Below are 18,073 nucleotides of genomic sequence, written 5' to 3' on the forward strand. Positions count from 1 at the left end.
TCCTTATGTCCTAACATATGAGCCTGTCAGGTTCGATTTGTCAGTTCAGCCGACCCGAGGAGGGGCGATGGCCGACGACCCGGCGGTGGTCCGCGTGGAGCTCGACCGGTCCAGCCCGGTGCCGTTGTACCACCAGCTCGCGACCGCGATCGAGCACGCGATCGAGACCGGCAGCCTGCCCCCCGGGCGCCGGTTGGAGAACGAGATCGCCCTTGCCAAGCGGCTGCGGGTCTCCCGGCCGACGGCCCGGCGGGCGCTGCAGGAGCTGGTGGACCTGGGCATGCTGGTACGCAAGCGTGGGGTGGGCACCCAGGTGGCGCCGGTGCGGGTGCGGCGCAAGGTGGACCTGTCCAGCCTGTACGACGACTTGCAGCGCAGTGGCCGTCATCCCACCACCTCGGTGCTGGAGTACAGCGTGGCGCCGGGCACGGCGGAGGTCATCGAGGCGCTCGAGCTGCCTGCAGAGGCAGATGTGGTCACCATCCGCCGGATCCGGCTCGCCGACGGCGAACCGCTGGCGTTGATGACCAACCACCTCGCCCTGGAGGTGGCACCGAGCTACGAGGAGCTCGGTGAGTCCGGGCTCTATCACGCGCTGCGCCAGCGCGGGGTGGAGATCCACATGGCGCACCAGCAGATCGGTGCTCGGATCGCGACTGCCAGCGAGGCGCGGCTGCTGGAGGAGAAGCCGAAGGTGGCGTTGCTGACCATGGAGCGCACCGCCTACGACGCCGCTGGCCGGGCGATCGAGCACGGTCAGCACGTCTACCTGGCGTCCCGGTACAGCTTCTCCACGACGCTCTTCGCCTCCTGAGCAGGCCGCCACCCACCCACCACCTCCGCTGCGCGCACCCCCTCGGCGTGAAGCGATTCATGCGACACTTCGCCCGCGGCATCGTGCTCGCGGGTGTCGACCTCGCGCAGGAAGTGTCGCCGTCGTTCGCACGCGGTGCTGCCGGTGTTCGCATACGGTACTGCCCTCCCGCAGGGAGTGCAGACCCTCGCGCACACACCCCGACCGCCCTCCGTGCCAAGATCGGTACCGTGCGCACCTCGAGGACGGATCGACCGACCCTTCCCCGGCTGCTGCTGCCGATCTGGGCCTATCCGCTCGTGGGGGTCGGCGCAGTGCTGATCGCGTTGCTGCCCTGGATCCGCACCGGGCTGCGGCTGCCGCTGCAGAACCTGTGGGCCACCCAGACACTTCCCGAAGACATGCCGATCGTGCTGCTGCCGTTGAGCCAGTACTACCTGGGCACGATCCTGGCGCTGCTGGTCACCGCCGGGCTGGTCGGTGGCATCGTGGCCCGGGCGGCACCGCCGACGCACCGGGCACTGAGCGGTGGGTTCACCGTGGCCGGGGCATTCCTGGCGATGACGTTCGTCTGCGTGCAGTCCGCCCTGGTGCTGGCCGAAGGCCTGCGGACCGATGAGACCGCCAGCACCTATCTCACCCTGGTCGTCGCCTGGACGGTGCTGTGCAGCCTAGGTGGCCTGCTGATCATGGCCCTGGTCACCCGTGCACCGCGAGCCGGCGCCACCGTGGCCGTAGCGCTCGCCGCTCCGGCCGTCGGCACCTGGGCGAAGGCGCTGTTGGCTCCCTCACCCTCGCTCGCCTCCCCGGCGGTGCAGACCGTGATCGACTACCTGCACTGGCTACCCGCCGTGCTGGTGGGGGTGGTGCTCGCCTGGTGCGGGGTACGCACGTCGGGACGGATCGCGGCGTGGGTGATGAGCCTGGTGCTGCTGTGGGTGCTGCCGGCAGTGCTCACTGCGATCACCTACGTGGCCGGCTTCCGTGCCGCCGAGAGCCTCCTGGAGAGCATCGGTGCCGGTCTGGACGTGCTCGCCCTCGCCCTGGCCCCCAGCATCGCCGGCCCACCGGTACTGGTGGCCTTCGCCATCGGTGCGCTCGGCTCGGTGCTGATCTGGGCGCTGCTCTTCACCCGGGCCCGGGCCGCCGACCGCCGACTGCACGAAGCGGCCCACGACCAGGGTTGATCGGTCACATCCGCTCGGGTGCGGCGATGCCGAGCAGCTCCAGGCCCTTGGCCAGAGTGCGGCGGGTCAGGTCCACCAGCGCCAGGCGACGCTCACGCACCGGGGAGTCGGAGCCGAGCACCGGGCAGGCCTCGTAGAAGTCGGTGAACGCCCGGGCCAGGTCGTAGCAGAACCCGGCAAGTCGGTGTGGCTCCAGGTCCTCGGCCACCGCATCGAGCACGTCGGCCAGGGAGTCGGCGGTCAGGATCAGCGCCCGCTCGGCTGGTTCCAGGGCAGCGCCGTCCAACGACGGCGCCGTCTCCGGAACGCTCAGCCCCCGCTCGGTGGCCCGACGCAGGATCGAGGTCAGCCGGGTGTGCGCGTACTGCAGGTAGACCCCGGTGTTGCCGTTGAAGGCGGTCATCCGCTCAGTGTCGAACACGTAGTCCTTCACCCGGGAGCCGGACAGGTCGGCGTACTTCACCGCACCGATGCCAGCCTGCTCGGCGATCTCGTGCAGCGCCGCCTCGTCCAGCGCGGTCCCCTTGGCCTCGGCCCCTTCGCGGACCACGGTCTCGGCGGCAGCCACCGCCTCATCGAGCAGGTCCATCAGCCGCACCGTCTCCCCGGAGCGGGTCTTGAACGGCTTGCCGTCCGGGCCGAGGATCGAGCCGAACGGTACGTGCACTGCCTGCACCTCGTCAGTGAGCCAGCCGGCGCGGCGGGCGGCCTCGAACAGCAGCCGGAAGTGCAGCGTCTGCCGGGCGTCCACGAGGTAGAGGATCCGGTCGGCGTCCAGCTCCGCGATCCGGTACTGCAGCGTGGCCAGGTCGGTGGTGTCGTAGCCGTAGCCGCCGTCCCGCTTGCGCACCATCAGGGCCGCCGGCTGCCCGTCCGGTCCGGTGACCTCTTCGGAGAGCACCACCAGCGCGCCGTCGGAGGAGACGGCGATACCGGCCTGCGCCAGCTCGTCGGCGACGGCGGTGAGCCGGTCGTTGTACCAGGACTCCCCGCGGGAGTCCTCGGCGCGCAGCAGCACGCCGAGCCGGGTGTAGACCAGGTCGAAGTAGTGCTGGGACTCGGCGACGATCTCCCGCCAGGTCGCCAGCGTCTCGGCGTCCCCGGACTGCAGCGCCACCACCCGGTCCCGGGCCCGGTCGGCGAACTGGGGGTCGGTGTCGAACAGCTGGCGTGCCGCTCGGTACAGGCCGTCCAGCGCGGAGACCGGGCTCGGCTGTGCACCTCCTTCGATCTCGGCGTGCCGCCAGGGGGAGTCCGGGTGCTCGACGATGTACTGGATCAGCATCCCGAACTGGGTACCCCAGTCGCCCAGGTGGTTCTGCTTGATCACCTCCGAACCGAGGAAAGCCAGCACCCGCACCAGGCAGTCGCCGATCACCGTGGAGCGGATGTGCCCCACATGCATCTCCTTGGCGATGTTCGGCCCGGAGTAGTCGATCACTGTCCGCACCCCGGCCTGGCTGGCCGGAACTCCCAGGCGCGGGTCGGCGCGGCGCGCCTCGGCCTGGGTCCACAGCGCGTCGTCGGCCAGGGTCAGGTTCAGGAAGCCGGGTCCGGAGATCTCCACCTGCCCGACGGCGGAGCCCGCCGGGATCGCCTCGCTCACCCTGGTCGCGACCTCGCGGGGGTTCGCACCGACCTTCTTCGCCAGCGCGAGCGCCGCGTTCGCCTGCAGGTCGGCGTGGTCGCTGGGGCGGATCAGCGGGTCAGCGCCGGCCTGCTCGGGGTAGGCGGTGGCGATGGCGGTGCCCACGGCCTCGGTCAGCTGGCGGGCGAGGGTGGGGATAGCGCGGGTCTCGATCTCAGGCACCGGCCCATCATCCCATCCCCCACAGAGTGAAATTGCTCGTCGGTCTGGCCACGCCTGGTCGCCAGATCGACGAGCAACTTCCTGAGACGGGAGGGCACCGGGTTCGGGCCGGGCCGGTCAGTCCTTCTTGTCGGTGGCGTCCTTCGCGGCGTCCTTGGTGTCCTGAGCGGCGTCCTTGACTGCGTCACCGGCCTCACTGGCAGCGTCAGCGACGTCGTCCTTCGCCTCTGCGGCGGCGTCCTTGACGTCCTCGGCCGCGCTGCTGGTGGCGTCCTTGGCTTCGTCAGCCTTGTCGCTGAGGCTCTCGGCAGCGTCCTTCGCGCTCTCCTTGACCGCCTCGGCCGCTCCCGCGGCGGCCGCACCGGCCTCCTCGGCGACGTGCTTGGCCTTCTCCGTCGGCGCCGGCGCGTCGTCCCAGTACTCCTCGGCCCACGGGTCCTCGGTGGGCTGGGTGCGCTTCCAGATCAGCACACCGGCTCCGGCCACGGCTGCACCGGCGAGCACCCAACCGATGGTCTTGCCGACCTTGGAGCCTCCCTTGGCCTTCTTCTCCTGCTTGGCGACGGCGTCACTGGCGGCATCGAGCACGGCCCCGGCCTTGTCCGCAGCGGTGTCCGCACCCTCAGCGGCGGCCTTGGCTGCGTTCTCCATCGCTTCCACCACGCGGGGGATCACGGTCTCGGTGAGCGTGTCGTGCGCGGCGTCGACCGCCCCGCGGCTCTTCTCCGCGTACTCGGCGACCTTCGGTGCGGCTGCCTGCACACCGGTGCGCAGTGCATGCTCCACCCGCGGGCTCGCCCAGTCCATGGCGGCCTCCACCTTTGGTCCGGCCCAGTCCTTGGCGGCGTCGACTCGCGGGCCGGCCCACTCGCGTCCCTGATCAGCGAGCTGACGCGCGACCTTGCCGGCCTCCTCTGCCTGCTCACGGAGGTGCTCAGCGTTGATCTTGTCCTGACGCGACATCTGACTCCCCTAGCTCATGGTCCGCGGGGGTCCGCGGGTGGTGGTGACGGTTAGGTTGCCGGTCCCTATGGTGCCACCCCATCGGCTTTGCTGCATACGCCTGCGGCGAACGGGTCACCCGACGAGCACCGGAGAAGTGCGAGGATGGGGCGCATGGACGCGATTCTGCACACCTCTGCCGGCGACATCCGCATCGAGCTGCTCCCGAACCATGCACCCAAGACGGTGCGAAACTTCGTGGAGCTCGCGACCGGTGCTCGCACCTGGACGAACCCGGAGACCGGTGAGAAGACCAACGAGCCGCTGTACAACGGCACCATCTTCCATCGGGTGATCCCGAACTTCATGATCCAGGGCGGCGACCCGCTGGGCAACGGCCGCGGCGGCCCCGGCTACCAGTTCGACGACGAGATCCACCCGGAGCTGAACTTCAACGCTCCGCACGTGCTGGCGATGGCCAATGCGGGCAAGCAGATGGGCCGCGGGACGAACGGCTCGCAGTTCTTCATCACTACGGCGAAGACCCCGTGGCTGCAGGGCAAGCACACCATCTTCGGCACGGTCAAGGACCAGGCGAGCGCCGCCGTCGTGGACCAGATCGGCTCCGTCTCGACCGACCCGCGGGACGACCGCCCGGTCGAGGACGTGGTGATCAGCTCCATCGAGATCGTCGACTGAGCAGGTCGAGCCTGACCTCGCGCCCGCGACGATGACGAGCTACCCTGCCGCACCACCGCCGCACGCTGCGGCAGGTCCGCCGACCTGCCCGCGCCACCCGGACCGCGTCTCCTACGTGAGCTGTCAGCGGTGCGGGCGCCCAGCCTGCCCGGAGTGCCAGCGTCCGGCGGCGGTCGGGGTGCACTGTGTGGACTGCGTGCGTGAGGCCGGTCGTACCCAGCGGGCGCACCGCACGGTGCTCGGCGGGCGGGTCAGCCCGAGCTCTCGGCCGGTGGCGACGATCACGTTCATCGCCCTGTGCGTGCTGATGTACCTGGCCGACTACGTGGCGCCGGTGTACCAGCTGTTCGCGTTCTCCCCGGCGATCGGCCAGATCGAGCCGTGGCGGATGCTCACCTCGGCATTCCTGCACGCGGGTTGGTTGCACCTGCTGGTGAACATGTACGCGCTGTGGATCGTCGGTCCGTTCCTGGAGGAGATGCTCGGCCGGTGGCGGTACGTCGCGCTGTACCTGCTCAGTGCGTTGGGCGGCTCGGTGGCCGTGGTGCTGCTGACGCCGGTGAGCCAGTGGGGGTACTCCGTGGTCGGTGCCTCCGGTGCGGTGTTCGGGCTGTTCGCCGCGATCGCCGTGGTGCTCAAGCGCACCGGTCGCGATGCCCGGCAGATCCTCGTGGTGATCGCGATCAACGTGGTGTTCTCGTTGATCATCGCCCGGGTGTCCTGGCAGGCGCACCTCGGCGGGCTCGTGGTCGGGGCCGCACTGGGGTTCCTGTTCGCCTACCTGCCCAAGGAGCGCCGCTCCAGCGGCGCCGTCGTGGGAGTGGTGACCTCCGCCGTCGTGCTGGTGGGCGTGACGCTGCTCGCCTACGCCTGATCCGGCCCACCCCAGCCCGCGAACGCTCGCTTCCGCGGCTGCTGAAACGATTCACGCCGCAGAGGAGGGCGTTCGCGGGTGGTGGGGAGGTGTGAATGACATGGCTGTAGTTCTCCACAGGTTTGTCCACGAGTGGTGGACAGACCTGATGGGCGGGTGACAACCATGTAGTTCTCCACACCGTTGTCCCCAGCTGGGGAAATCACATCGGTGTCATTCTCCCCAGGTGTGGATCATCCTGTGGATAACTGCTTCGGCGCGGGCCGTGAGTGGGTAGAGCGTGCGGTGGTGCACCGCGCGCGAGGGTCGGCTGCGGTGCGGACCGGGGGCAGACGGGGCTAGCGGCCGGGCGCGGACCGGGCCGGGTGCCGGCAGCGGTACGGCGCCTGGGCGGCCATGGTGCCGCCGGGCTGCCGGAGGCCGCCGGGCTGTCGAGAGAGGAGTGTCGCGGGCGTCAGCGCCAGCGCATGGTCATGACGAATCCGATCATCATGATCCCGAAGCCGATGGCGAGGTTCCAGTTGCCGATGCCCGGGATCGGCCAGGCGGACTGGGCCAGGTAGGTCGCCACCACCCACACCAGGCCGAGGATCATCAGCGTGACCATGGTCGGCGCCCACCAGCGCGGGTTCTGCTCGGGTGCGGACGAGGCCGGCGGGGGAGTGTAGGCCGGCTTCTTCCGGCGCTTTGACTCGGGCATGGCGACGATCTCTCCTAGGCGACGATCCTGGCCCATCCTAGAGGTCTTTGTGCCTAGGGTCTGCCACGGACGCGCGAACGTCTCCAGCGCACCGACCGCCTCCGTCGACCCCGGGCACCGGTGCTGCGCGGACGGCTCCGCCGGTAGATCAGCTCCGCCGGTAGATCAGCGCGAAGCCGTCCCAGCCCTTCACCCCCACGGTCTGCAGAGCGGTGGCGTCCAGACGCGGATCCTCGGCGACCATCCGCAACGCAGTGCGCACACCGACAGCATCCGGTGCGCTGGAGTCTGGATCGGCTACCCGCCCCTGCCGGGTGACGTTGTCGAGCACGATCACGCTGCCCGGCCGGGTGAGCGCCATGGTCGCCTCCAGGTAGGTCGGGTTGTTCGGCTTGTCCGCGTCGATGAACACCAGGTCGAACGGGTCCGGACGCTCGGCGACCAGTGCTGCCGACGTCTCGACCGCCGGACCCACACGGATCTCCACCCGGTCGCCGACACCGGCCGCGGCCAAGCTCTGCCTGGCGACTGCGGCGTTCTGCTCCTGCAGCTCCAGGGAGAGCACCTGCCCGGTGGGCCCCACGGCCCGCGCCAGCCAGAGCGTGGAGTACCCGGCGAGCGTGCCGAACTCCAGGACGCGACGAGCGCCGATCATCTCCGCGAGCAGGGCGAGCAGCTTGCCTTGGGGCGCAGAGACGGCGATCCCCGGTGCGGTGGAGCGCACATCGCCGGCAGCGGTGTCGCGCAGCGCCTGGTCCTCCTGGACCAGCTCGGCGGTGAAGTAGTCATCGACGGCAGCCCAGGCCTGGTCACGGTGCATACCCCATCCTTGCAGCACCCGGCTCCGCAGGTCCAGGCGGGCCACCGTATGCTGCTGCCATGGGTCAGCCACCCGACCAGTCACCGCAGCAGCCGCACCGTTCAGGCATGTCCCTCGGTGTGGCGGTCGTCGGTGTGCTCGCGGGTCTGCTGTTCGCCACGAACGCCTCCCTGTTCGCCGATGGCGACGGTCGTCAGCCGATGAACCTCCAGGACCTGGTTCGTGCCGAGAGCGAGCGGCTCGAGGAGACGAACAGCGACGTGCGAGCGCTGCAGGAGCAGGTGGATGGCCTGGTTGCCGAGCAGTCCCGGGCGAACCCGGACGTGGCTGCCGGCCCCGAGCTGAGCTTCGCGTCCGGGCGCACCGGTGCCGAGGGCGAGGGCATCGTGGTCTCGCTGTGGGACTCCCCGCTGATCCATGACATCCCCGAGGGGTTCCACGCCGACGACCTGCTGGTGCACGAGCAGGACCTGTGGGCGGTGCTGAATGCACTCTGGACCGGTGGCGCCGAGGCCGTGAGCGTCCAAGGGCACCGAGTGGGCCCGCTGACCGACATCCGGTGCGTGGGCAACGTGCTGCTGCTCGACGGCTACACCTACTCCCCGCCGTACGTGCTGGCCGCGATCGGCGACCAGGACGAGCTGGAGGCTGCCCTGGACGCCTCGCCGGCCGTGCAGGCCTACCGCACCTATGTGGGCGCCGTCTCCCTGGGCTGGTCGTTGGAGGAGCGGGAGATGATCACGATGCCGGCGGTCGAGGGCGGGCTGTCCATGCAGTACGCCCGTGTACCTGGTGACGAGCCGATCACCCTGGACTCCCTGCCGGACGGACGCTGATGAGCACACTGACCGACCTCCGCCACGACGCCCACGGTGAACCACCACCCCGCCGGCACGCCCGCCGACCGCGCCGCTCGGTGGGTGCGGCGATCACCGGTGCCCTCGGGGAGCTGCTGATCACTGCTGGTGTGCTGCTCGCGCTGTTCGTGGTGTGGCAGCTGTGGTGGACCGACGTCGAGGGCGAACGGTCCGCTGAGCAGGCGATCGAGCAGTTCGAGACCGACATCCCGGAGGTCCCCGACACGGTCGGGCAACCGCGCACGGGACCACCACCAGAAGAGGTCGCCCCTGGCGAGGGCGAGGTGTTCGGCACCCTGTACGTGCCCGACTGGGGTGCGGACTACCGGATGCCGCTCGCCGAGGGCGTGGACCTGGCCACCGTGCTCAACGACGGCCGGGTCGGGCACTACCCGGAGACCGCGATGCCTGGTCAGGTCGGCAACTTCGCGATGGCCGGACACCGGCAGACGTACGGCAAACCGTTCTATGCCGTGGACACTCTCGACGAGGGCGACCCGGTCGTGGTGCAGACGGCGCAGGCCTGGTACGTGTACACGGTCACCTCGCACGAGATCGTCCGCCCGGACCAGGTCGAGGTGATCGCCCCGGTACCGGGGGACCCGGGTGCAGATCCCACAGAGGCGATGCTCACCATGACCAGCTGCCACCCGCTCTGGTCGACCGCCGAGCGCTACATCGTGCACGCCCAGCTGGACTACTGGCTGCCGTTGGACGAGGGATACCCCGCCGAGCTGGAAGGAGCGCCGTGATGTACGGCTGGATCTGGCGACACCTGCCCGGGCCTGTGCTGGTACGGCTGCTGCTCGCGCTGCTGCTGGTGCTGGCCGTGGTGGCCGCGCTGTTCCTGTGGGTGTTCCCCGCGATCGCCCCGTACGTGCCGTTCAACGACCAGACCGTGGGAGCACCCTCATGAGCCGCATCCTGGTGATCGACAACTACGACAGCTTCGTCTACACGATCGTCGGCTACCTCCAGCAGCTCGGCGCCGAGACGGTCGTGCTGCGCAACGACGACCCTGCGCTACGAGACCCCCAGGTGCTCACCGGTTACGACGGCGTGCTCATCTCTCCGGGACCGGGTACCCCGAAGGAGGCCGGGGAGTCGCTGCACCTGATCGCGGCGTGCGAGCAGAGCAGCACCCCGCTGCTCGGTGTGTGCCTGGGTCACCAGGCGCTCGGGGAGTACTACGGAGCCACTGTGGGCCACTCCCCGGAGCTCATGCACGGCAAGACCTCCCAGGTGGAGCACCACGCTGACGGAGTGTTCGCCGGGCTGCCCTCACCGCTGACTGCCACCCGGTACCACTCCCTGGCGGTGCTGTCCGGCACGGTGCCGGACGTGCTCGAGGTGACCGCCACCACCAGCGGCGACATCATCATGGGTCTGCAGCACCGCACGCTTCCGCTGCACGGGGTGCAGTTCCATCCCGAGTCGGTGCTCACCGAAGGGGGTCACCGCCTGCTGGCGAACTGGCTCGCCGTTACCGGGGACGACGGCGCAGTCTCCCGGAGCGTAGGCCTCGCTCCGTTGGTCACGGGCTCAGCAGGTGAGGCCGGCTGAGCCGGCCCCCGGGTCAGGGCTGCTGCTCGCCGCCCTCGTCGCCGCCACCGGTGTCGCCCCCGCCGTTGTCGCCGTTGCCGCCACCATCTTGACCACCACCACCGGTGTCGTCGGTGGGCTCGTCCGTGGGCGACTGCGACTCGTCGCCGCTCGGGGACTCCGACTCGTCACCGTCCGGGCTCTCTGACTCGTCATCGGTCGGGGTCTCCGACGGCTCCGGCGGCGGCGTGGAGACCACCAGTGCCACCCTGGTGTCGTTCTGCACCGTGCCCGCCCCGGGATCCTGCCGGAGCACCACACCGGGTGGGCCGTCGTCCTCCTGCTCGGTGACCTGGCTGCTCAGGCCGAGGTCGCTGAGGATGCCGTTCGCCTCCTCCAGGTCCATGTCGGTCAGGTCCGGCAGCTCGACGTTCCCGGTGGCGATGATGATGCTGATCGGGTCGTCCGGGTTGGCCATCGTGCCCGCCTCCGGGTCGGTGGCGATCACCTCGTCCTTGTCCGCACCCGGCTCGTTGCGCGTGTCCACGGAGAAGTTGGCCGGGTTGAAGCCGCGGCCCTCCAGGGTCTGGCGGGCCTGGTCCTGGCTCATCCCGGTCACGTCCGGGATCTCCAGCTCACCGGGACCGGAGGAGAACTGCACCGTCACCGAGGCGCCCTCGTCGACCACCGCACCGGTCTCCGGGGTCCAGCTGACCGCATCCCCCTCGGGGATGGCGTCGTCGGTGACGTCGTCCCCGACGACCAGCTGCAATCCTTCTGTCCCGCCCTCTGGGACCGCGTTGCGCAGCGCCAGGCGGGCCTCGTCCTCGTTCATGCCCTGCAGGTCGGGCACTTCCACCTGCAGCACCGGTGGTGGCGGCTCGGGCCGGTTCAGCAGCAGCAGGGCGATCGCCACGGCAGCGAGCACCGCCACCGCCGCCAGCACCCACACCAGCGCCTTGGACCGCTTCGGTTCCTCCTCCGGGGCGGCCTCGGCCTGGGCCTGCGTGCCGGTGGGGAACAGGTCTGGCGGAGCGGGGCTGGTGGCGCCGAGCACCTGGGTGGCCGGTGCTGCAGCAGCGGCAGCGGCCAGCGAGGGGGCCCGCACCACCCCGTCGGTCACGGCCGCGTCCAGGTCGGAGCGGAACTCCGCAGCGGTCGCATACCGGGCTTCGCGGTCCTTGGCCAGTGCCTTCATCACGATCCGGTCGAGCGCCTCGGGCACGTCGCTGGCCACCTCGCTGGGCGGCTTGGGCTGCTCGCTCACGTGCTGGTAGGCCACGGAGACGGCGGAGTCGCCGCTGAACGGAGGCTGACCGGTGAGCAGCTCGTACAGCAGGCAACCGGTGGAGTACAGGTCCGAGCGGGTGTCCACCACCTCGCCCCGGGCCTGCTCCGGGGACAGGTACTGGGCAGTGCCCACCACCGCCTGGGTCTGGGTCATCGTCGCCGAGGAGTCCGCCATCGCCCGCGCGATGCCGAAGTCCATCACCTTCACCGCCCCGGTCGGGGTGAGCATCACGTTCGCCGGTTTGATGTCCCGGTGCACGATGCCCGCATGGTGGGAGTACTCCAGTGCAGCGAGCACCCCCTGGGTGATCTCTACCGCCTCGTCCAGCGGCAGTGCGGCACCGTCCTTGAGCAGGTCCCGGACCGTGTGCCCCTCCACGTACTCCATCACGATGAACGGGATCGCCACCTGCGCCCCGTCCACACCGGTGGTCAGCTCCTCGCCGGTGTCGTACACGGACACGATCGCCGGATGGTTCAGCGACGCCGCGGACTGCGCCTCGCGGCGGAACCGGGTGTGGAAGCTGGGATCGCGGGCCAGGTCGGAGCGCAGCATCTTGACCGCCACTGTGCGCCCGAGCCGGTTGTCGCGACCGATGTAGACCTCAGCCATCCCGCCACGGCCGATCGGCTCGCCGATCTCGTAGCGACCGGAGAGCACGCGGGGAACGTCGTTGGCCACTTAGCGTTCCTTCACTTTCTGCGGCGGGCATGGTGCCCGTTGGGTCAAAGGTGGGACGAGGACGAGGGCAGAGCTGGCCACCCACGCGGCATTCGCAGCGCCCAGCCTAGTGAACCACAGCGTCACCAACGCCCCGACGGCCACGATGACGATCAGCGCCAGCGGCCACCACCCACCTGTCCGGAGAACGTCTGGCAAGTCTGCTACCAGGCTGTTCGGTTCATGATGGCGGCGATAGCGGCGCGCAGAACGACGGGCACTGTGACGTGACCGAGACGACCGGGACAGCGACCGGCGGGTGGGCAGCTCCTCCTCGTCGAGCTCCTGTGGCAGGCGTCGGGTGCGGCTGGTACCGGACATCGGGCGCCACCGCGGCGGCCCGAGCTCGTCCTCGGTCCCTCCGTGCTCCTCGGGCTCCGGCACGGGCGCCGCGGCTGCGGCAGCAGCCGGCTGATCCAGGTGCGTACCGGGGGAGGGGAGCGACCCGCTCGAGGCGGGCTGCGCCGTCTCTGGCTGGGAGCGACCACGCGCAGCGGTGGCTGATCCGCTCGACCCGGGCTGCGCCGTCGCTGTCCCACTGGTGGGCAGCCCACCGCCGGGGGTGCCACCGACGCTGGTGGCGGGCCGTTCCGGCTCGATCTCCACCTCGAGGGAGGCGGCGATCGCCTCCAGCATGCGCGCCAGGGACGCGGCCGACCGCGGCCGGGCCTCCGGGTCCTTGGCGAGCATCTGGGTCACCACCTCCCGCACCCGCGCATCCAGGCTGTCGGGCAGCGGCGGCACCGGCTGCTTCACGTGCGCGAACGCGATGTCCACCTGGGTGCTGCCAGTGAACGGCCGCTTGCCCACCAGCGACTCGTACGCCACCACCCCGAGGGCGTAGATGTCCCCGGCGCCGGTGGCAGCCCGGCCCATCGCCTGCTCCGGCGGCAGGTACTGTGCCGTGCCCATCACCATGCCGGCGGCGGTCATCGGCGCCTGGTTCGACCCCAGCGAGATGCCGAAGTCGGTGATCTTCACATACCCGTCCAGGGTGATGAGGATGTTCGAGGGTTTCACGTCCCGGTGCACCACCCCGGCCATGTGCGCCGCATGCAGCGCCCGGGCCGCCTGGGCGAGGACCGGCAGCACCTGGGCCGGCTCCAGGCTGCGCTCGCGGCGGAGCAGGTCCTCCAGGGACTCCCCGTGCACCAGCTCCATGATCAGGTAGCCAGAACCCCGCTGCTCCCCGTAGTCGTACATGGCGGCGATGTTCTGGTGGGTCAGCGCCGCGGAGTTCACCGCCTCCGCCCGGAGCCGGTCCAGGAAGTGCTGGTCGCCGGCGAACTCCTCCCGCAGCACCTTCGCGGCCACGTGCCGGCGCAGGTTCAGGTCTGTGGCCACCCACACCTCGCCCATCCCGCCGATCGCGAGCCGCTCGGTGAGCTCGTAGCGCTCACCGAGGACGAGGCCGGCGACAGGCTTCACTGGTCCAGCACCGCCTGCATGATCTCTCGGGCCACCGGCGCCGCGACCGTACCGCCGGTACCGGCGGCGCCCAGCTCCTCGGTGCCCTCCAGCACCACCGCCACCGCTACCTGCGGGTCGTCGGCCGGGGCGAAGGCGGTGAACCAGGCGTTCGGCTGCACGGTGCCCTCCGGCCCCTCCACCCCGGTCTCAGCGGTGCCGGTCTTGCCCGCCACCTGCACCCCAGAGATGCCGGCCGCCTGACCGGTGCCGTTGTCCACGACGTTCACCATCATGTCGGTCATCGTGGCCGCGGTCTCGGCGGAGATCGGCTCGGAGAGCACGCTCGGGTCCGCCCGGCGGGTCACCCGCAGGTCCGGGCCCCGCTCGGTGGCGACCAGGTGCGGGGTCATCAGCTCGCCGTCGTTGGCCACCGCCGCGGAGACCATCGCCATCTGCAGCGGGGTGACGCGCACGTCGAACTGGCCGATGGCAGTCATCGCCAGCTGGGCGTCGTCCAGGTCCTGGCCGAGCACGCTCGGGGTCACCGTCAGCGGGATGTTCAGCCGCTGCCCGAAGCCGAACGCCTCCGCCTGCTCGGCCAGTGCCTCCTCGCCATGCTCGACGGCCAGCATCGCGAACGGGGTGTTGCAGGAGACCTGCAGCGCATACTCCAGCGGCACCTCCCCGTCGCCGCAGGCCAGACCACCGGGGTTGCGGATGTAGGTGTCCTGGGTGCCGGGCAGCCGGTACTCGGTCGGCGCCTCGACGACCGTGTCCGGCTGGTAGTCGCCGGTCTCCAGCAGCATCGCCAGGTCGATCAGCTTGAACGAGGACCCGGGGGCATACAGGTCACCGCCGATCGCCCGGTTGTACAGCGGGTTGTCCGGGTCCTCGAGCAGCTCGCTGTAGGCGGCGTCCACGTCGGTGCTGGAGTGGCCGGCCAGGTCGTTCGGGTCGAAGCTCGGGCTGGAGACCATCGCCAGGATCGCCCCGGTGCTCGGGTCGAGGGCCACCGCGGCGCCGTTGCGTCCGTCCAGAGCCTCCCAGGCGGCCTGCTGGGCGGCGGGGTCGATGGTCAGCTCCACACTGCCGCCATCGTTCTCCGCACCGGTGAACAGCGCCCGGAGCCGGGCCAGCAGCAGGGAGTCGTCGGTGCCGTTCAGCACGCTGTTGCTGGCCCGTTCGAGCCCGGTCATCTGGTACATGCCGTACCAGCCGGTGATCGGGGCGTACAGCGGCCCGTCGGTGTAGACCCGCTGGAAGCCGAACGCGTCGTCGACCGGCTCGGAATAGGCGATCGACTCACCGGCCACCACGATCGGTCCGCGGTCCTGGCCGTACTGCTTGTACAGGGTGCGCACGTTGCGCGGGTCGGCGTTCAAGGAGTCCGCCTGGAAGAACTGCACATAGGTGGCCGCCCCCATCAGGGCGAAGAACATCAGCATCATCACCACGGACAGCCGGCGCAGCGGTGCATTCATTCGTCTCTCACCACCTGGGTCGGTTCATCGCCGTTTCCGGCCTCGTCCTCGCCGTAGTGTGCGACCTGGTGGTTGCTGGCCGGTGGACGGTGCACCTCGGTCTGGGCGGTGTCCTCGTCCCAGTCGCGGGCCGGGTCGGGCTGGGCGGTGTCGGCGGGCTGCGAACCAGCCGGCTCCGCGCCGCCGATGATCTCCAGCGCGGTCTCGGTGGAGACCAGACCGCGGGCGTCGTCTGCGGGTCGGCGGGAGGAGTCGGAGATGCGCACCAGCAGGCCGACGATGATCCAGTTCGCCACCAGCGAGGAGCCACCGGCCGCCATGAACGGCATGGTCAGCCCGGTCAGCGGGATCAGCCGGGTGACCCCCCCGACCACGATGAAGCACTGGAACGCCAGCGTGAAGGCCAGACCGGAGGCGAGCAGCTTGCCGAACCCGTCGCGTACCCCGATCGCCATCCGCATGCCGCGCTGGGCGAGCACCAGGTAGACCATCAGGATCGCCATCAGCCCGGTCAGCCCCAGCTCCTCGCCGAGGGAGGCGACGATGAAGTCGGAGTTGGCATAGGGCACCAGCTGCGGGAAGCCCTCGCCCCAGCCGGTGCCGAGCAGACCACCGAGGGCCAGACCGAACAAGCCGCGCACGATCTGCCCAGATCCGCCGTAGAGCCGGTTGTACACGTCGGGATCCAGCGCGTTCAGCCAGATGTCGAACCGGTCGGCCACGTGCGGGAACGCCCAGATCGCCACGCCCGCCCCGACGGCGAACATGATCAGCCCGATGAGGATCCAGCTGAACCGCTCGGTAGCCACGTAGACGACCGCGACGAACAGGCCGAAGAACATCAGCGAGGTGCCCAGGTCGCGCTCGACCACCAGCACCAGGATCGCCCCCGCCCAAGCGACCACCAGCGGACCCAGGTCCCGCAACCGGGGCAGCTGCAGGCCGAGGAACTTCGGCCCGGCCAGGGTGAGCACGTCGCGGGTGGACACCAGGTAGCCGGCGAAGAAGATGGCGAGCAGGATCTTCGCGATCTCCGCCGGCTGAAAGCTCATCCCGGCCACCCGGATCCACAGCTGGGCACCGTTGATGTTCGCTCCCAGGCCGGGGACCATCGGCAGCAGCAGCAGCACGATGCCGGCCACCATGGCGGTGAACGTGTACCGGCGCAGCAGCCGGTGGTCCCGCAGCAGGACGATCACCAGGCAGGCGGCGGCCACGCCGAGGAGCGTCCACAGCTGTTGCCGGGGACCGAACCCGGCCTCCTGCCCGCGGGCGACCAGGCCGATGTCGATCCGGTAGATCATCGCCAGCCCGATACCGTTCAGTGCCATCACCAGCGGCAGCAGCAGCGGGTCGGCATACTTCGCCCGCCAACGCACCACCAGGTGCAGTACCACGGCCATGCCCACGAGCACCGCGGCGAACCGGACGAAGTCGCCGGGCAGCTGCTCGGCTGTGTTCAGCCCGACCAGCGCATAGGCGCCGATGCCGAGCACCAGGGAGAGCAGGAACAGCCAGAGCTCGGCGGCGCGGCCGGTGCGGATCCGCACCGGCGCGACAGTGGCGGCCATCAGGTACCACCTCCGGAGCCGGCCGTCTCGCTCGTGCGCCGGTCATCACCGGTGGGCTCGTCACGACCAGCCTCGCGGGTGCGGTCGTCGCTGGGACTGGCGCTCGGGTCGCCGCCCTCGTCCGGTCCCGTGCTCGGGTCGTCGGTGCCCGGTGCGGCCTGCTCGGTGAGCTGGGCGACGATCTGCTCAGCATCGGTGAGGTCGTTTGCGCTGATGGTGGCGGTGACCCGGGACTGCACGAACGGGGGCAGGTCGGCGAGCTCGACCGGTGTGACCTCGTGCTGGCGGGACAGCTCCAGCGGTCCGAGCGTGGCTGGCACACCCTGGTAGATGACCACGTGGCTGCCGTCGGTGCCCACGAAGTACTGGCTCTGCGTCCACCGGTAGGCGACCGCGCAGGCACCGGCGAGCAGGGCGAGCGCCACGATGACCGAGGTGATCCAGCGCAGCACGCGCCGTCCCTTCCGGGGGCGTTCTTCCAGGTCGGGTTCCGGCTCCTCGAGCTCCTCGTCCGGGCTGCGGGTCAGGGCTGCGGCCCGGGCGGCCGGGCTGGATCCGCCGCGGGTGGGGCGAGCGCGGTCGGTGGCGGCCGCGCCGACGACCTGCGGAGCGGTGGCAGGCAGGTCGGTGGTGTTCACCACGTCGGCGACCACCACGGTGATGTTGTCCGGGCCGCCGGCCCGCAGGGCGAGGTCGATGAGCTGTTCTGCGCACCGGCCCGGGTCGGCCTCGGCGAGCATCGTCTCGGTGATGGTCTCGGCGGAGACGTAGGAGCTCAGCCCGTCCGAGCACAGCAGCCACCGGTCCGACTCGCGCGCCTCCCGCACCGACTCGTCCAGCTCTGGCGGCTCTGGGTCGTCGCCGAGCACCCGCAGGATGACCGACCGCTGCGGATGGTGCTCGGCCTCCTCTTCGGTGATCTGTCCGGTGGCGACCAGGTGCGCGACCAGGGTGTGGTCCGTGGTCACCTGGGCGAGTGTCCGGTCCCGCAGCAGGTAGGCGCGGGAGTCGCCGACGTGCACCATGCCGAGCTTGCTACCGGACCGCAGCAGGGCGATCACCGTGGTGCCCAGCCCGCCGGCCTCGGGGTGGTCCTCGGCGTAGGCGACCAGGTCCTGGTGCGCGGCGAGCACGGCCTGGCGCAGCTGGTCCAGCAGGTCGCCGCCGCCGTGCGCCTCCCCGTCCAGCGGGGCCAGGTGTGCCACCGCGATCGAGGAGGCGATGTCCCCACCGGCCGCACCACCCATCCCGTCGGCGAGCACCAGCAGGTGCGGTCCGGCATACCCCGAGTCCTGGTTCGTGCTGCGCACCAGGCCCACATCGGAGCGGGCGGCGTAGTTCATCCCTACGGACAC

At 70.4% G+C, this 18,073-nt stretch carries 17 protein-coding genes; 8 read left to right on the forward strand and 9 right to left on the reverse strand.

The annotated features are described in order from the left end of the window. Window positions 1–67 precede the first annotated feature (67 nt). Entirely contained in the window at window positions 68–814 is a 747-nt protein-coding gene (locus tag K338_RS0106375; RefSeq protein ID WP_022917344.1) for a GntR family transcriptional regulator, read from the forward strand. A gap of 230 nt (window positions 815–1,044) precedes the next feature. Next, a complete protein-coding gene (locus K338_RS0106380; protein ID WP_157612266.1) occupies window positions 1,045–2,001 on the forward strand; it encodes a hypothetical protein in 957 nt (318 codons plus the stop codon). Window positions 2,002–2,005: 4 nt separating this feature from the next. Here the strand turns inward: K338_RS0106380 and argS are convergent, their stop codons facing one another. Together argS and K338_RS24335 are read right to left on the reverse strand one after the other, a co-directional pair. Continuing rightward, window positions 2,006–3,811, reverse strand: coding sequence for an arginine--tRNA ligase (gene argS / locus K338_RS0106385; RefSeq protein WP_022917346.1), 1,806 nt, complete (start codon window positions 3,809–3,811; stop codon window positions 2,006–2,008). Between the two features lie 117 nt (window positions 3,812–3,928). Continuing rightward, entirely contained in the window at window positions 3,929–4,774 is an 846-nt protein-coding gene (locus tag K338_RS24335) for a hypothetical protein (RefSeq protein ID WP_022917347.1), read from the reverse strand. 153 nt (window positions 4,775–4,927) lie between these two features. On the opposite strand from K338_RS24335, the gene K338_RS0106395 reads away from it, so the two are divergent. Together K338_RS0106395 and K338_RS0106400 are read left to right on the forward strand one after the other, a co-directional pair. Further along, a complete protein-coding gene (locus K338_RS0106395; protein WP_022917348.1) occupies window positions 4,928–5,452 on the forward strand; it encodes a peptidylprolyl isomerase in 525 nt (174 codons plus the stop codon). A gap of 196 nt (window positions 5,453–5,648) precedes the next feature. Beyond that, entirely contained in the window at window positions 5,649–6,326 is a 678-nt protein-coding gene (locus tag K338_RS0106400; RefSeq protein WP_245542909.1) for a rhomboid family intramembrane serine protease, read from the forward strand. Window positions 6,327–6,780: 454 nt separating this feature from the next. Here K338_RS0106400 and K338_RS0106405 read toward each other — a convergent pair whose 3' ends face one another. Next, a complete protein-coding gene (locus K338_RS0106405) occupies window positions 6,781–7,026 on the reverse strand; it encodes a cell division protein CrgA (RefSeq protein ID WP_022917350.1) in 246 nt (81 codons plus the stop codon). Window positions 7,027–7,174: 148 nt separating this feature from the next. After that, the gene (locus K338_RS0106410) at window positions 7,175–7,846 is read right to left on the reverse strand and encodes an O-methyltransferase (RefSeq protein WP_022917351.1); all 672 of its coding nucleotides are present in this window, start codon (window positions 7,844–7,846) and stop codon (window positions 7,175–7,177) included. A gap of 59 nt (window positions 7,847–7,905) precedes the next feature. Here K338_RS0106410 and K338_RS20885 point away from each other — a divergent pair, with 59 nt between their 5' ends. Genes K338_RS20885 through K338_RS0106430 form a run of 4 tightly spaced genes read left to right on the forward strand, consistent with a single transcriptional unit; the run spans window position 7,906 to window position 10,266 of the window. Continuing rightward, the gene (locus K338_RS20885) at window positions 7,906–8,682 is read left to right on the forward strand and encodes a DUF881 domain-containing protein (RefSeq protein WP_084480685.1); all 777 of its coding nucleotides are present in this window, start codon (window positions 7,906–7,908) and stop codon (window positions 8,680–8,682) included. After that, entirely contained in the window at window positions 8,682–9,455 is a 774-nt protein-coding gene (locus K338_RS0106420; RefSeq protein ID WP_022917353.1) for a class E sortase, read from the forward strand. The genes K338_RS20885 and K338_RS0106420 overlap by 1 nt, the downstream gene beginning before the upstream one ends. Beyond that, window positions 9,455–9,619 carry a hypothetical protein gene (locus K338_RS25805; protein ID WP_022917354.1) on the forward strand — a complete coding sequence of 55 codons (165 nt, stop codon included), beginning with the start codon at window positions 9,455–9,457 and terminating at the stop codon, window positions 9,617–9,619. The genes K338_RS0106420 and K338_RS25805 overlap by 1 nt, the downstream gene beginning before the upstream one ends. Continuing rightward, window positions 9,616–10,266 carry an aminodeoxychorismate/anthranilate synthase component II gene (locus K338_RS0106430; protein WP_022917355.1) on the forward strand — a complete coding sequence of 217 codons (651 nt, stop codon included), beginning with the start codon at window positions 9,616–9,618 and terminating at the stop codon, window positions 10,264–10,266. Before K338_RS25805 ends, K338_RS0106430 begins: the two co-directional genes overlap by 4 nt. A 13-nt stretch (window positions 10,267–10,279) precedes the next feature. On the opposite strand, the gene pknB is transcribed toward K338_RS0106430, so the two are convergent. The 5 genes from pknB to K338_RS20905 are packed head-to-tail and all read right to left on the reverse strand — an operon-like array spanning window position 10,280 to window position 18,073. Continuing rightward, window positions 10,280–12,217, reverse strand: coding sequence for a Stk1 family PASTA domain-containing Ser/Thr kinase (pknB, locus tag K338_RS0106435; protein ID WP_022917356.1), 1,938 nt, complete (start codon window positions 12,215–12,217; stop codon window positions 10,280–10,282). Continuing rightward, complete coding sequence (locus K338_RS25490; RefSeq protein WP_022917357.1) at window positions 12,218–13,684, reverse strand: serine/threonine-protein kinase; 1,467 nt, start codon at window positions 13,682–13,684, stop codon at window positions 12,218–12,220. Further along, window positions 13,681–15,147: a peptidoglycan D,D-transpeptidase FtsI family protein gene (locus K338_RS0106445; protein ID WP_022917358.1), complete on the reverse strand. Its 1,467-nt coding sequence runs from the start codon at window positions 15,145–15,147 to the stop codon at window positions 13,681–13,683. The genes K338_RS25490 and K338_RS0106445 overlap by 4 nt, the downstream gene beginning before the upstream one ends. Beyond that, the gene (locus tag K338_RS20900; protein ID WP_022917359.1) at window positions 15,144–16,718 is read right to left on the reverse strand and encodes an FtsW/RodA/SpoVE family cell cycle protein; all 1,575 of its coding nucleotides are present in this window, start codon (window positions 16,716–16,718) and stop codon (window positions 15,144–15,146) included. Before K338_RS20900 ends, K338_RS0106445 begins: the two co-directional genes overlap by 4 nt. Further along, window positions 16,718–18,073 carry a PP2C family protein-serine/threonine phosphatase gene (locus tag K338_RS20905; protein ID WP_022917360.1) on the reverse strand — a complete coding sequence of 452 codons (1,356 nt, stop codon included), beginning with the start codon at window positions 18,071–18,073 and terminating at the stop codon, window positions 16,718–16,720. Before K338_RS20905 ends, K338_RS20900 begins: the two co-directional genes overlap by 1 nt.

The sequence above is a fragment of the Ruania albidiflava DSM 18029 genome (assembly GCF_000421225.1).
GTDB classification, from domain to species: domain Bacteria; phylum Actinomycetota; class Actinomycetes; order Actinomycetales; family Beutenbergiaceae; genus Ruania; species Ruania albidiflava.

Excerpts from the sequence above, each read along its gene's own strand:
- K338_RS0106375 (WP_022917344.1), top strand. The coding sequence starts at position 68 with ATGGCCGACGACCCGGCGGTGGTCCGCGTGGAGCTCGACCGGTCCAGC.
- K338_RS24335 (WP_022917347.1), bottom strand. The coding sequence starts at position 4,774 with ATGTCGCGTCAGGACAAGATCAACGCTGAGCACCTCCGTGAGCAGGCA.
- K338_RS0106395 (WP_022917348.1), top strand. The coding sequence starts at position 4,928 with ATGGACGCGATTCTGCACACCTCTGCCGGCGACATCCGCATCGAGCTG.
- K338_RS0106405 (WP_022917350.1), bottom strand. The coding sequence starts at position 7,026 with ATGCCCGAGTCAAAGCGCCGGAAGAAGCCGGCCTACACTCCCCCGCCG.
- K338_RS0106410 (WP_022917351.1), bottom strand. The coding sequence starts at position 7,846 with ATGCACCGTGACCAGGCCTGGGCTGCCGTCGATGACTACTTCACCGCC.
- K338_RS20885 (WP_084480685.1), top strand. The coding sequence starts at position 7,906 with ATGGGTCAGCCACCCGACCAGTCACCGCAGCAGCCGCACCGTTCAGGC.
- K338_RS0106420 (WP_022917353.1), top strand. The coding sequence starts at position 8,682 with ATGAGCACACTGACCGACCTCCGCCACGACGCCCACGGTGAACCACCA.
- K338_RS25805 (WP_022917354.1), top strand. The coding sequence starts at position 9,455 with ATGTACGGCTGGATCTGGCGACACCTGCCCGGGCCTGTGCTGGTACGG.
- K338_RS0106430 (WP_022917355.1), top strand. The coding sequence starts at position 9,616 with ATGAGCCGCATCCTGGTGATCGACAACTACGACAGCTTCGTCTACACG.
- K338_RS0106445 (WP_022917358.1), bottom strand. The coding sequence starts at position 15,147 with ATGAATGCACCGCTGCGCCGGCTGTCCGTGGTGATGATGCTGATGTTC.
- K338_RS20900 (WP_022917359.1), bottom strand. The coding sequence starts at position 16,718 with ATGGCCGCCACTGTCGCGCCGGTGCGGATCCGCACCGGCCGCGCCGCC.